Below are 14,292 nucleotides of genomic sequence, written 5' to 3'. Positions count from 1 at the left end.
CCATTTTTAGAGTGTAACATTAATACCGAGGGTTACTACGCGGGCCGGCACATATACGTTTGAAGTAACACCAGTGAAAGCTTGTGTTACGTTCATTCCTTTACGCGCTGTTTTCAGGAACAGGTTCTCTCCACTCGCAAAAATGTTGGCGCTGGACAGGTGTAATAAAGAAGTATATGCTTTAGGCAGACTATATCCCAGGCTCACTCTTCTCAGGTTCAGGAAAGAGGCATTCGTCAGCCAGCGATCAGATGTACCGGAAGCAAGGTTGGTTGGATTAGCAAAGTTCATTTTAGGAACATACGTTACATCTCCGGCCTTCTGCCAGCGCTGCAACGCATCTTTGTGTAACGCTGTTCCATATACGCCACCCAGCATCAGGTTCTGGTATGTCTGATCATATACTTTACCACCTATCTGGTAACTTACCAGGATAGACAATTCGAAGTTCTTATAGTTGAATGTATTCGTGATACCACCATATACATCAGGTATCGCTTTGCCTGCGTAATGGTAACGGGCATTGGATAATAATGTAGTTACGGTATCGCCGCTCTTGGTGATACGGGTAGTATTGTTAGCAGTTGGAGCAGTGTTCAGTGCCCTGTACAGCGGAGAACCATCCGTTTCATCTGCACCCATAAATTCCCTTACCCAATAGTCATATTGTGAGTGACCTACCATCAGCTTCTTGGTACCGTTGATGATCTCATCTTTCGGCAGTTTGGTCACCTGATTTTTATAGGTCGTAGCATTCAGGTTCACATTCCACTTGAATTCTTTGTTACGGATCACATCAACACCCACCTGCAATTCGAAACCCTTATTCCACATAGAACCCACGTTCGCGTTCTGTTCTTTCAGACCGCTTGAAAGTGGCAATGGTACGCGGAAAAGGAGATTGTCTGACTGACGGTGGAAGTATTCAATGCTACCACTTACACGTTCATGCAAAAAGCTGAAGTCAACACCGATATCAAAAGTCTTGTTCTGCTCCCATACCAGGTTACTGGTGAGTGAACTCTGTAACATACCCGGTTCATCAGCATTTGCATAAGGTTCATACAATGCCTGCCATGCATAATAAATATCATTACCATTTGCATCCAGCAATGCATCGTTACCCACAGAACCATAGGAAGAACGTACTTTCAGCAGGTCTATCCAGCTGATATCTTTCATGAAATCTTCACCATTGATCCTCCATGCACCTCCTACAGACCAGAAGTTACCCCAGCGCAGGTCAGGAGAGAAACGGCTGGTACCATCGCGGCGATAGGAAGCAGAAGCAAAGTACTTCTCATTGTAGCTGTAATTAGCACGGGAGAAGAAGCCTTCAGTGCGGTATTTATCTGTACGGGATGTCAGACTGTTGGTGGTAGTGAAATTACCCAACTCAGAGTTACCATTATCGAGGATGACCTGCTGTCTTGCACCGTAGAAATAATTGTAGGTCATGTCGTAGTTCTCGTGACCAGCCAGTACTTCTACATGATGCAAACCAAAGGCATGGCTGTAATTCAGCAACTGGTTGAAGGTAAAGCCTGTCCTCATGCGGTTCGTGCGACTCGCGCGGCCTGCAGGAGCACCATCGCCGATGCTGGTATTGTCAAAAGTAGCCACCAGATCGTTGGTAACATCGGCACTGATGTTGGTAGTGAATTTAAAATCACGCAGGAAGGATACTTCACCGAATGTACGCGCAGACAAGGTATTACGCTTGAAGCTGTTGTTATTCAGTTCTGTTTCCATGATCACGTGACGGCCCGCATTAGCGCCTGCAGGTCTTGCCAGCTGTCCGCCCTGTGAGCCATCACCGCGGTCATAGATCTGGTTGCCATACTGGTCTAACACATAAGCGCCGGTAGTGGCATCATGTACATGAACGGGATAAATAGGACCCATACCTCTTGTGAAGTTAAACGGGTTTATATAGGCTGTGCTGTTATCAACAGTATTACCCTGGTTTGATTTCACATAAGATCCATTCACATTAATACCGGTCTTGAACCATTTCAGGGGAGTGGTATTCACATTCACACGGCCTGTGACCCTTTCAAAATCTGATTTGATCACAAAACCTTTTTCCTTTACATATCCCAGGGAGATGAAATAATCACTCTTGTCTGAACCACCATTAAAACTGATGCCATAATCGCCACGGCTGCCTGTACGCTGCACAGCTTTTGTCCAGTCAAGATCATCTTCATACCGCAGTTTCGCATTAGGGTTTATTGTACCATCAGTACGTACGATGTCATTGTCGGCAACATTAAATGGATTGTAACCCAGGCGGGATTTGATACCGGCAGTAGCAGTCTGGCTGGCCTGCTCCAGCGTTACGGTAGAGGATATTAAACTGTTCCTGTAAGATTCCCACATCAGCGGATAATACTCGTAAGCATTTACACGGTCATATTCGGGAATAGCACGGGAAGTAACACCCTGCATGGCTTTGAACTGAATGTGGTTCCCATTGCGTTTACCTTTTTTCGTAGTGATGATCACTACGCCGTTGGCAGCGCGGGCACCATATAAGGCGGAAGAAGAAGCGTCTTTTAACAGCGACATACTCTCGATGTCGTCTGAATTGATACTGGAAATATTACCGGTGAAAGGTACCCCATCCACTACATACAGTGGTTCGCTGGATGCGTTGATAGAACCTACGCCGCGGATGCGGATAGAAGGACCTTCACCTGGCTGACCACTACCGGCGTTTACCTGTATACCGGCTGCAGCACCTTCCAGCGCATTGAACACGTTCGTAACGGGACGCGTTTGCAGTGATTTTGATTCGATCTGTGTCAGTGAGCCGGTAAAAGTCTTACGGTTGGCAGTACCATAAGCAATGACCACTACTTCGTTCAGTCCCTTGGTGTCTGTCTGTAATACCACGTTTAGCGCGGTACGGCCGTTAATGGCTACTTCCTGGTCAATATGACCGATATAACTGAATACGAGTGTAGCGGTAGTTGGTGCTTCGATCTCGAACTCTCCTTTTATATTGGTAACAGTCCCTTTATTACCTCTTGCAATACGTACACTCACACCTACCAGGGGAGCGCCTGCAGCATCTGTTACACGACCTTTGATATTGATATCTGCTATTGTTTCATTTTTGAGAGCAATGCCTACCAGCTTGTCAGACATTACGCGAAACGTAAGCCCGGTGCTGCTGAGCGCCTTGTCTAATACCTGCTCTACAGTCTTATCTGTTACTGCCACCGTCACCTTAGTATCAGCAGCAATTACATCGTTGCTATACACGAAACGATAATCACTTTGCTTTTCAATGATTTTAAGCAATTTAGCCAGTTTTACATCTTCCAGGTTAAGGGTGAACCTTTTCTGTGAGTATACACTGGCAGACACCTGCATACAGGTTACGAGCGTCAGCAAAAAGGCCAGTTTCATCAATAGAATTGCTTTTAGGAAAGACTTCGGTTTAGGTAAAAGAAACAGATTAAGTCTGGTTTTTTCCATACTTTTAGATTGTTTAAGGTCAATAAAATGCCAGACAGGTCTCATCGCCAAATGAACGCACCTGCGGCTCGCTGATCTTGGTTGAGGGGGAATGTTGCCACATTTCCCCTTACTTTTTTTAGTTGTTAATTTTAATAGTTCAATAGTTAAAGTTCAAAAGGTCCCATAGTATCACTTCATAAGCTCAATATGGACTGTTTATCGTTTTATAATGATCTTCTTCTTGTCTATGCGGTATTGAAATGGAGATGTAAATCTGAGAGCCTCTAAAGTCTGGGCCACTGTTTCGTTAATAAAAGTCCCTGTAAAGCGGTAATCTTCTACTTGTGTGTCTTCAAAAATAATCTGTACATCGTACCATCTTTCCATTTTAAGCGCTATGTCGGCAAAGCGCTCGTTGTTAAATACAAGACAATTCTCCTTCCATGCTGTTTCTGCTACCAGGCTGTCATGCGGGTTCATAGTCACTTCTTCCAGCCGGTATACTTCCCTGTCCGGGTTTGCAGGAACAGGTACTGAAACTATCTTTGGTTGTTGTGCTTCTTCGTTAAACAAAACTATCTTCTGGTTGGGCGACAGGATGACCTTTTCCGGCACCTCCCCTTTTATCGTTACTTCTACTTTCCCCTGTATTAATGAGGTTTCTACTGTTTTATCCTCTTCATAAGCCCTGACGTTAAACGTTGTCCCTAATACTGTAATGTCCATCTTTTTCGTATGGATAATAAAAGGCCGTTGTTCGTCTTTAAATACATCAAAAAAGGCCTCTCCTTCCAGCACCACCTGCCTGCTGTCTTCTTTTCCGTAATCATAGGTCAGTTTACTGCTTACATTAAGGAAAACAACGGATCCGTCGGGCAATGTTACCGTTGTACGGGACCCATGGCGGGTAGATATTTCACTTACCAGTTCTTTATTCTCAGTCTTTTTATGGTCACGCAGGCTCCACCATCCCCCCATCACCACTATCATCAGCGAAGCTGCAACCGCCAGCACACGGATACCGTTCCTTCTCAGCCAGGACCTGTTTTCCGGCATTACCGGAAGTGTGGTCTGGCCCGTAGCAGTTACCTGGAAATCTTCCGGGTACAGTTCCTGCATACGCTGCATATGCTTTTCCAGCGCGGTTTCCGTTTCCCCCGTGTCGTCAGGTGTATGCAGCTCCAGCTCCTTGATAAGGGATGCCTGATAACTCAGTTGTGCATCCTCTTTTAACAACATCTCCAGTTCCCTCAGTTCATCTAACGTGGCCTCACCTGATATCTTTCTTCCCAGCAATATCCAGGTTCTGTCTTGACTCATAAACTTTTTTATGGGCTTTACACTTAATAAGACAAAGGATTTGAAGACATCTACTAAGTCTTCTGAAAAAAAATTTAAAAAAAGTAAATGCTAGCGTTTTGGCAGGTATAAACGGAGGGATTCACTGATCTTTTTACAGGCAATGGCCATCTGTACATCGATGGTGTTGACAGAGATTTCCAGGATGCTGGCCACTTCCTTATACTTCAGCCCATCTTCCCTGATCAGTTTATAGATGATCTTACAGCGGGGAGGCAGATTATTGACGGCTTCCGCCATTTTCCGGGCCATTTCGCCTGATATCAGCAGCTGTTCGGGGGTATTGTCGGAAATGGTCAGTTCGACAGACAGTTCATCTATACTGAAATGCTGTAACTGCTGTTTGTTCAGGTAGTTAAGAGCAGTGTTACGGGTAGATACATAGAGGTATATTTTCAGGTTGCCGACCTGTAAAAGGCGTTCCCTGTTCTTCCAGATGTTTACGAATACGTCTGAAGCTATTTCCTCGGCCTGTTCATTGGATCTTACGATGGAAGTGGCGAACTGGCATAATGGCTTGTAAAAAAGCCTGAACAACTGCCTGTAAGCGTTTTCGTCCCCTGTTGCAATCCTCCCGGCGAGCATTTGTATAGTGGCATGATCTGGCTGCACTACGAAATTGGTTGATATCAGATGATTGACCCCTGCGCTGTTAATACTAATGTTTCTCTACTGGTGGCGGATAAAGTTAAAATAAAAAATGCTTAATACTAAACACATGTTCAATATTAAGCATTCGAAATTTTTTGAAATAAATTGATACTGTCAGATTACATCATTCCCATACCTGTTACCCATACAGTCCAGTCTTTATCGAATTTATACCATTCGTTTTTCGGTCCTTCCCATTTCCAATCAGGCACTTCTGACCAGCTGGCGCCCTTATCAGCGCTCCACATCAGTTTACCTTCGCTTACTTTCAGACAGTGCTCGTCTTTATCGCACCAGATACCATCCTCCACAGCAGTCCATTTCTTGCCATTAGTGCTTGACCAGAGCTTTGCGTCTTTATCTAACTTATACCAGTAGTTTTTCTTGTCTTTTACCCCGTTCCAGACACCGTCTTTGGCTTTTGTCCATTCTTCAGCAACATATTTGCTGTATACAGGTCGGGGACTTGCTGCATGTACGTTCACATTGGCAGCAAGGAAGAAGCAGATGCAAAGCATCGTCAGAGATGACTTTTTCATAAACATGTAGATTTTAAAGATTGAACTGACGGGTACGTGACAACAGGGCTGCTTGTAGCGCTCCCGGCGGAATAGCGGAATATTTGAGGTACCAGCGGTTATGCCCTTTTAACCGCTTTCATTTGCAAGGTTCCGATGTCTATATCAATAATTAACGCGTTTGGGCCACTGATGGTTTTATCTCATTTATGTGTAGAATGTTAAGGGTATTCTGTACGTTTATCGAAATCTTATGAATATAACTTAAACAAAACCCTCAATTCCTATGTGGATAGAGAGATTTTTTTTAATTTTCCGTCTCGTTTTTAAACCGCATCTAATCCAAAACATAGATCATGACGCTTAATCATCAGGAAATTGAACTGATCGACAGTTTCGAACAAATAGCCGTGGATATACATCCTACTGCTAAAGACGGTTCCAAGGCAGTTGCGCAGGAAATAGCAGCACTGATTAAATCAAGACAGGGCAGTAACAAACCTGTAGTGCTGGGCCTCGCAACAGGTTCAACTCCCAAGTACCTGTATGCAGAACTGGTAAGACTGCATAAAGAAGAAGGGCTTAGCTTTAAAAATGTGATCACATTCAACCTGGATGAATATTATCCGATTGAAGCAGATGCACTTCAGAGCTACAACAGGTTCATGAAAGAGCAGCTCTTTAATCACATTGATATTCCTGCAGAGAATTGTCATGTTCCGGACGGCACTTTACCTAAGGAAAAAGTGAAAGAATATGCCGCTGAATACGAGCGCCGCATAGAAGCAGCCGGTGGTATTGATCTCCAGATCCTGGGCATCGGTACAAACGGACATATCGGTTTCAACGAGCCCGGTTCTACCCTGACCTCACACACTCGCCTGGTTACGCTGGACAACGCTACCAGACAGGCTAACGCATTCGAGTTTGCCAATATGAGCCAGGTGCCCCGTCTGGCCATCACCATGGGTCTGAGCACAATCTTCAAAGCAAAACGCATTATACTGCTGGCTTGGGGTACGCACAAAGCCAAGATCGTACGCAGGTCTGTAGAAGGCCACAGCACCGATCAGGTACCTGCATCCTTACTGCAACAGCATCCTGACTGTAAATTCGTGATCGACGAACAGGCAGCTGAAGAGCTGACCCGTTTCAAAGAGCCATGGCTCACCGGCGACTGCGAATGGACACCTAAACTCCGTCGTAAAGCAGTTACCAACCTGGCATTGAAACTGAACAAGCCGATCCTGATGCTCACAGACAGAGACTACAACGAAAACGGTCTGAATGACCTGATCGTACAGTATGGTTCTGCCTATGAACTGAACATCGAAGAGTTCAACGGTATCCGCGACACCATCACCGGATGGCCAGGTGGTAAACCAGGCGCACAGCTGCCTAACCATCCTGAACGTTCGGAGCCACTGCACAAACGCGTGCTGATCTTCTCCCCTCACCCTGACGATGATATCATCTCTATGGGAGGTACCTTCATCCGCCTGCACGAACAGGGACACGATGTACACGTAGCTTATCAGACTTCCGGCAACATCGCTGTTACAGATGAATTCGTACTGCGTTTCATCGACTTCGCAGTAGGTTTCGAAGGTATGTTCGACATCGACCGCAGCAAGAGCTCACAGATCCTGGAAGATGCGAAAGCATTCCTCCGCGTGAAGAAGCCAAGCCAGAAAGATACGCCTGAGATCCGTGCCATCAAAGGCCTGATCCGTCGTGGTGAAGCAAAAGCTACCTGCCGCTACGTAGGTATCCCTGAAACCAATATTCACTACCAGAACCTGCCTTTCTATGAAACAGGTACGATAGAGAAGAAACCAATGGGTGAAGAAGATATTCAGATGACGGTAGACCTGCTCCGTGAGGTAAAACCTCAGCAGATCTATTGCGCAGGCGACCTGGCTGACCCACATGGTACGCACAAGGTATGTCTGGACATCATCTTTGCAGCACTGGAAAGACTGAAACACGAAGACTTCATGAAAGATTGCTGGGTATGGCTGTATAAAGGCGCATGGCAGGAATGGAACATCCATGAAATCGAAATGGCTGTACCAATGAGCCCTGACCAGGTATTACAGAAACGCCTCGGTATCTTCATCCACCAGAGCCAGAAAGACGTAGTACCTTTCCAGGGTACTGACCTTCGTGAGTTCTGGGAAAGAGCGGAAGACCGTAACGCCAACACTGCAAACCTGTACGATCAGTTAGGTTTGCAGAAATATGCGGCGATGGAAGCTTTCGTGAGATATCATTTCATGTAATCGCCAGCTTTAAAAATACATTCCGCCCCCGTTCAATGAACGGGGGTTTTTTATTGTCCGGGGCTATTTGTCCCCAGGGTGCACCCCGGGCTACAAACAAGACAACCCCTAAAGGGGTTGATTGACGTTTTGTTGTTGTTACCGGATTCCCCCTGGATACACATCCGCCTGAAGGCGTGGTTGTTTCAGGCGATCTTGTTTTCGACTTGCTCCTGGTTACGATACACATCCGCCTGAGGCATGGTTGTTTCAGGCGATCTCGTTTTCGACTTGCTCCTGGTTACGATACACATCCGCCTGAAGGCGTGGTTGTTTCAGGCGATCTTGTTTTCGACTTGTTCCTGGTTACGATACACATCCGCCTGAAGGCGTGGTTGTTTCAGGCAATCTTGTTTTCGACTTGCTCCTGGTTACGATACACATCCGCCTGAAGGCGTGGTTGTTTCAGGCGATCTTGTTTTCGACTTGTTCCTGGTTACGATACACATCCGCCTGAAGGCGTGGTTGTTTCAGGCAATCTTGTTTTCGACTTGCTCCTGGTTATGATACCCATCTGCCTGAGGCGTGGTTGTTTCAGGCAATCTTGTTTTCGACTTGCTCCTTTTTCCGTAGCTTTATTACATGACACTTGATACAGCAATCTCTATCGCGGTGCAGGCCCATGCCGGCCAGCTGGACAAATATGGAGCCCCTTATCTCAAACATGTGATGCGGGTAATGGAACTCGGTAAAACAGAAGACGAGAAGGTCGTTGGTGTGCTGCATGATGTAGTGGAAGATACTTCCTGGACCTTCGAACAGCTGATAGAGAAAGGGCTTACACCCTATCAGCTGGAAGCGTTGCGCTGTGTGACCAAACTGTCTGAAGATGAAGACTACGATCATTTCCTTAACCGCACTATCACCAACCGTCTTGCCTGCGCGGTGAAAATCAACGACCTGACAGACAATATGGATATCAGACGTATTCCCGAGATATCAGAAAAAGATATTCCCCGCTTAAACAAATACATCAGGGCTTACAATAAAATTGCCGCTGTCATCTCCGGTAAGTAAATATTCGCTACATTTAGACAACAATAAAATTTAAACCAATATCTGTTTTAGTTAGTAATGCATTGCTAAACCTATCATGTTTGTAATCTGCATATCCAATTTTAAAACTAGTAGACGTTATGAACCTGGTTCCTGCCGGCAAGGCTGCGACCTATTTAGCCTTATTACGTGCTATTGAATCGAACCGCCCTGAAAATAAGCGCTTATTTTATGATCCTTTTGCAAAACTTTTCCTGCCATCCTCTCTCCGATTGGTTGAAAAACTGTCACGTGTCCCTTTTCTGAACAGCTTTATTGCCTGGTTTATAGACAGGAACTGGAAGGGGGCCCTTACCTGTTGTTCTGCCAGAACAAGGCTGGTAGACGTAATGATAGAGAACACTATCCACGATGAAGGCGTCAACCAGGTTATTGTGTTCGGAGCAGGCTATGATTCAAGGGCCTTACGACTAAAACTGAAGAAACGCATACAGTTTGTTGAGATAGACCATCCCAGCTTCCAGGCGGAGAAAAGAGAGATACTGGATAAGAACCGTCGCAGGAATGGAAGGGAAGCGATGGTCAATTATGTGCCGGTAGATTTCGAAACCCAGGAGCTGGACGATGTAATCACCCAGGTCTTCCAGCAGGGTCACTATAAAACCATGTTTGTCTGGGAGGGTGTAACCAACAACCTGACTGCTCCTGTCGCTCCCAGGGCCTTTGACTACTTCAAACGCTTCCGTCCCGGTACCATCATTGTATTCACCTATGTAGACAAAGAGATGCTTGAAAAGCCGGAGAAATTCACCGGCGCAGTCAGCGTTACAAAGCTTTTACGCCATAATGACGAGTTCTGGAACTTCGGCATCGACCCTGCCAGCATAAAGGAATTCCTGGCCTCCTACAATATGGAACTGCTCCATAATCTGGACACTCCCACGTTCCGCCGCATGTATTTTGGCGATGACGCCATTGACATGAAAGGTTATGAATTCTACCGTGTAGCCATGGCACGGGTAAGATAGCCCTCAGCCCCCTTTATCATCTTCCCAAATATTGCACCGGCTTCCTGCCCTGTGAAGGCTGTTAGCGTCCAGAAACGGGCGCTGATATCGTTGCTATACCTGTCTTTTATTTACCATAACCTATATATAAGCTATGGTCAACCCACATATAACCCATATATAACCCATATCTTTATAAATATGGGTTATATATGGGTCATATATGGCTTATATATGGGTTATATATGGGTTATCTCACCGAATAGGCTATGGTAGAAGCTTTACAAAGGTTATTTGAAAAGCTACAGATGTACTCATTTTTTTATCAGATGATTTTATAGTAGCATAATATCATATATCATGCATATACACATTTTTCAGCATGTCTCTTTTGAGGGTCCGGGGTGTATTTTAGACTGGGCAGAAACGCATCATCATACTGTTACTTTTACCAGGTGGTATGAACAGCCGGAGCAGCCGGATATGTCGGAAGTGGATTTTCTGGTTATTATGGGAGGGCATATGAGCGTAAATGATGAAGCGGAATACTCCTGGCTGAAAACGGAAAAACAGTGTATCCTGGAGGCTATCCGGGCGGGTAAAAAGGTGCTGGGTATCTGCCTGGGGGCACAACTCATTGCCACTGCCCTGGGAGCTAACGTATATGTCAACACAGAGAAAGAAATCGGCTGGTTCCCGGTGGTTTACTCCACTGCCCTGCTTCCGCCTGCACTGGCGGTAGAACTGCCTGAAGCCCAGACAGTTTTTCACTGGCATGGCGATACGTTTGACCTGCCGGAAGGAGCTGTATGTTTCGCCGCATCACCGGTTACCCGCAACCAGGCGTTCCTGATCGGGCATAACGTGATGGGACTGCAATATCATTTTGAGGTGACGGCAGACCTGCTCACCAGGATGGTTGATGATGGTATGGAAGAACTGGTTCCCGCTGCTTATGTACAGGATGCAGATACGATTAAAAGCGAACAGCGATATATAGAGGGCGGTAACATAACGATGTACCGCTTACTGGACTTCCTGACTAGCAATTACGGGTGATCATTCGTAATTTTATCCCTTATGGAAACATACGATATACTCATAGTAGGGGCTGGTCCTATTGGCATTGCATGTGGACTGGCGGCACAAAAGGCAGGATTAAGTTATGTTATTGCGGAAAAAGGATGTCTAACCAACTCCCTCTACAACTATCCTCTATACATGACCTTCTTTTCCACTTCGGAAAGATTGGAAATTGGCGGTATTCCCTTTGTTTCGATCAGCGCCAAGCCGGTGCGTCCTGAGGCCCTGGAATATTACCGCAGGGTCACTATCTCCAATCACCTGAATGTGCGCTTATTCGAGCCCGTAGAGGACATTAAACGCATTGGGGATGACTATACCATCACCACCGATAAAACAACTTATAAAGCCCGGCATGTGATCATTGCAACAGGCTTCTATGATATTCCCAATATGCTGAACATACCGGGTGAACACCTGGCTAAGGTCAATCATTACTATAAGGACCCGCATTTCTATGCCGCACAGAAGGTAGTGGTGATCGGCGCCAACAACTCTTCCGTGGATGCAGCGCTGGAAACCTACCGGAAAGGAGCCGATGTTACGATGGTGATAAGGGAAGATGGCATCGGGAAACGGGTCAAATACTGGGTGAAACCGGATATAGAAAACCGTATCAAAGAGGGCAGTATAAAAGCTTATTTCCATTCCCATGTAAAAGCCATCAGGGAGAACCAGGTGGATATATTAACGCCGGAAGGCATGATCACTATACAGAATGATTTTGTGCTCGCGCTGACAGGCTATCAGCCTAATTTCAACTTCCTGGAAAAGGTGGGCGTTACCCTAAGCCGTGATGCGAAGAGATATCCTACTTACAATCCGGATACCATGGAGACAAATATGCCAAACATGTATCTGGCGGGCGTGGTTTGCGGTGGTATGGATACGCATGTGTGGTTCATTGAGAACTCAAGAGATCATGCGGATAAGATCATCGCACATATATCGGGTAAGGGCTATTAGATATTTCAATCTGGTGTCCAACCATATCAACTCCCCGGGTTGAAAACCCGGGGGCTACAAAAACAACGGCTCCTGACGGAGCCGATCGAAGCGATAGGACGTTCCGAGACCTCCCATAGTATTTTACGCCTGAACCTGTCAGACAATATTCACTTCTCTTTCCAGTTCCACACCGAATTTCTCCTGCACGCTGTCCAGCACCCGCTGTGATAAACGATAGATCTCATCGCCGGTAGCATTGCCGTAATTCACCAGCACCAGGGCCTGACGGGCATGCACACCCGCATCCCCTTCCCTGAAACCCTTCCATCCACACTGTTCTATCATCCAGCCTGCTGCCAGTTTATAATCTCCGTTCGCGACAGGATAGGCTACTATATTGGGGAATGCCTCCTTCAATGCAGCATACTTCGCTGCATCTACTGTCGGGTTCTTGAAAAAGCTACCAGCATTGCCTATCTCTGCGGGATTAGGCAGTTTAGAGCTACGAATATTGATCACTGCCTGACTGATGGCTTTTATACTCAGCTCATGCACACCCATGTGTTTCAGCTCTTCTTCGATAGCGCCATAGGTAGTATTGAACTTCGGATGTTTGGATAAACGGTAGGTCACAGAAATAATAGCAAACTGTCCTTTGTACTTGCGCTTAAACACACTTTCACGATATCCGAACTCACAATCTGCGTTATTGAAGGTAACGAGTGCATGGTCCTTTAGATGATAAGCTTCCAGCTCATGGAAACAATCCTTGATTTCCACACCATAGGCACCGATATTCTGCATAGGACTGGCGCCTACATTACCAGGTATGAGCGACAGGTTTTCCAGTCCTGCACGGTTATGCTCGATGCAATCCATCACAAAGCGATGCCAGTTCTCTCCTGCTCCCGCTTTCACATATACGTACTCGTCATCTTCACGTACTACTTCAATGCCTTTTACTTCATTCTTTAAGAGGATACCTTCAAAAAAATTGTGGACGAAGAGGATGTTGCTACCACCTCCCAGGATCATATGGGGCAGCTCCGGTAAAGGTGGATTTTCCAGGAGTCGCTTCAACTCATCTGTGGATGTAAAAGACGCGAAGAAACGGGCCTGGCCACCAATGCCAAACGAATTATAAGACCTGAGCGAAACATTTTCGGATATGCGCATATGATCGTAAATTTAGTATAAAGCTGCTCTTGCAGCATTCTACAACTGACAAATATAATAAAACCATGCCTCAAACTGCTGTTGTAATAGGCGCTACCGGACTTACAGGCACTACCCTGGTCACTTTGCTGTTGCATGACCCTAACTTCAGTAAGGTAAAGGTACTGCTGCGCAATCCTTCCTTCAAACAGCGGCCTGGCCTGGAGATCGTACTGGTTGATTTCAATGATGAGGAGGGTTTTTCCGAGGCATTACAGGGCGATGTGCTCTTTTGCTGTATCGGCACTACCATCCGCCAGGCAGGCACTAAAGAAAGGTTCCGCGAAGTGGATTTCCAAATACCTGTACGCTGTGCTACCCTGGCCCGCAGGCATGGTATACAGCAGTTCCAGCTGATCTCCGCCATCGGTGCGAACGCCCATGCCCGCAACTTCTACCTGCGTACCAAGGGAGAAGTAGAACATGCAGTGGAAAAGCTGGGCTTCCCTTCATTGCATATCTTCCGTCCCTCCATACTGATTGGCATACGTAAAGTATTCCGCCTGAAAGAATGGCTGGGAATAGTGCTCGCGATGGTATTCTATTTTCTATGGCAGGGACGCTGGCGGAAATACCGTCCTGTGAAGGCTGCCAATGTTGCCCGTGCTATGCTCAACGTAGCAAAGAAGGCGCCTGACGGCACGCATGTTTACGAATATGATGCGATTAAGGAACTGGCCATGCAGGGAAGATAAGGATCAGGTACAATCCAGGCCGGGAGGATGA

Annotated in this window: 11 protein-coding genes; 6 read left to right on the top strand and 5 right to left on the bottom strand. The window is 46.2% G+C overall.

Annotation, left to right across the window (positions count from 1 at the left end):
* Nucleotides 1-6: 6 nt before the first annotated feature.
* The 4 genes from BLR32_RS21805 to BLR32_RS21790 all read right to left on the bottom strand — a co-directional run bounded on the left by BLR32_RS21805 (nt 7) and on the right by BLR32_RS21790 (nt 6,017).
* A complete protein-coding gene (locus BLR32_RS21805; protein WP_089834966.1) occupies nt 7-3,486 on the bottom strand; it encodes a TonB-dependent receptor in 3,480 nt (1,159 codons plus the stop codon).
* A 198-nt stretch (nt 3,487-3,684) separates the two neighbouring features.
* Complete coding sequence (locus BLR32_RS21800; protein ID WP_089834965.1) at nt 3,685-4,788, bottom strand: FecR family protein; 1,104 nt, start codon at nt 4,786-4,788, stop codon at nt 3,685-3,687.
* A gap of 90 nt (nt 4,789-4,878) precedes the next feature.
* On the bottom strand, nt 4,879-5,439 hold the full coding sequence (locus tag BLR32_RS21795) for an RNA polymerase sigma-70 factor (protein ID WP_245705494.1): 561 nt from the start codon (nt 5,437-5,439) through the stop codon (nt 4,879-4,881).
* 158 nt (nt 5,440-5,597) lie between these two features.
* A complete protein-coding gene (locus tag BLR32_RS21790; protein ID WP_089835086.1) occupies nt 5,598-6,017 on the bottom strand; it encodes a hypothetical protein in 420 nt (139 codons plus the stop codon).
* A 335-nt stretch (nt 6,018-6,352) separates the two neighbouring features.
* On the opposite strand from BLR32_RS21790, the gene nagB reads away from it, so the two are divergent.
* The 5 genes from nagB to BLR32_RS21765 all read left to right on the top strand — a co-directional run bounded on the left by nagB (nt 6,353) and on the right by BLR32_RS21765 (nt 12,369).
* On the top strand, nt 6,353-8,278 hold the full coding sequence (gene nagB / locus BLR32_RS21785) for a glucosamine-6-phosphate deaminase (protein WP_089834963.1): 1,926 nt from the start codon (nt 6,353-6,355) through the stop codon (nt 8,276-8,278).
* Between the two features lie 621 nt (nt 8,279-8,899).
* Nucleotides 8,900-9,334, top strand: coding sequence for a phosphohydrolase (locus BLR32_RS21780; protein ID WP_089834962.1), 435 nt, complete (start codon nt 8,900-8,902; stop codon nt 9,332-9,334).
* A gap of 119 nt (nt 9,335-9,453) precedes the next feature.
* Nucleotides 9,454-10,341, top strand: a complete 888-nt coding sequence (locus tag BLR32_RS21775; protein WP_089834961.1) for a class I SAM-dependent methyltransferase — start codon at nt 9,454-9,456, stop codon at nt 10,339-10,341.
* 339 nt (nt 10,342-10,680) lie between these two features.
* Nucleotides 10,681-11,379, top strand: coding sequence for a type 1 glutamine amidotransferase (locus tag BLR32_RS21770; protein WP_089834960.1), 699 nt, complete (start codon nt 10,681-10,683; stop codon nt 11,377-11,379).
* Between the two features lie 21 nt (nt 11,380-11,400).
* On the top strand, nt 11,401-12,369 hold the full coding sequence (locus BLR32_RS21765) for a YpdA family putative bacillithiol disulfide reductase (RefSeq protein WP_089834959.1): 969 nt from the start codon (nt 11,401-11,403) through the stop codon (nt 12,367-12,369).
* Between the two features lie 138 nt (nt 12,370-12,507).
* On the opposite strand, the gene murB is transcribed toward BLR32_RS21765, so the two are convergent.
* Complete coding sequence (gene murB, locus BLR32_RS21760; RefSeq protein WP_089834958.1) at nt 12,508-13,527, bottom strand: UDP-N-acetylmuramate dehydrogenase; 1,020 nt, start codon at nt 13,525-13,527, stop codon at nt 12,508-12,510.
* A gap of 65 nt (nt 13,528-13,592) precedes the next feature.
* Here murB and BLR32_RS21755 point away from each other — a divergent pair, with 65 nt between their 5' ends.
* A complete protein-coding gene (locus BLR32_RS21755; protein ID WP_089834957.1) occupies nt 13,593-14,261 on the top strand; it encodes an NAD(P)H-binding protein in 669 nt (222 codons plus the stop codon).
* Nucleotides 14,262-14,292 lie beyond the last annotated feature (31 nt).

Source organism: Chitinophaga filiformis, from assembly GCF_900102545.1.
Taxonomy (GTDB): domain Bacteria; phylum Bacteroidota; class Bacteroidia; order Chitinophagales; family Chitinophagaceae; genus Chitinophaga; species Chitinophaga filiformis.
This window is presented reverse-complemented; position numbering and strand designations above follow the sequence as displayed.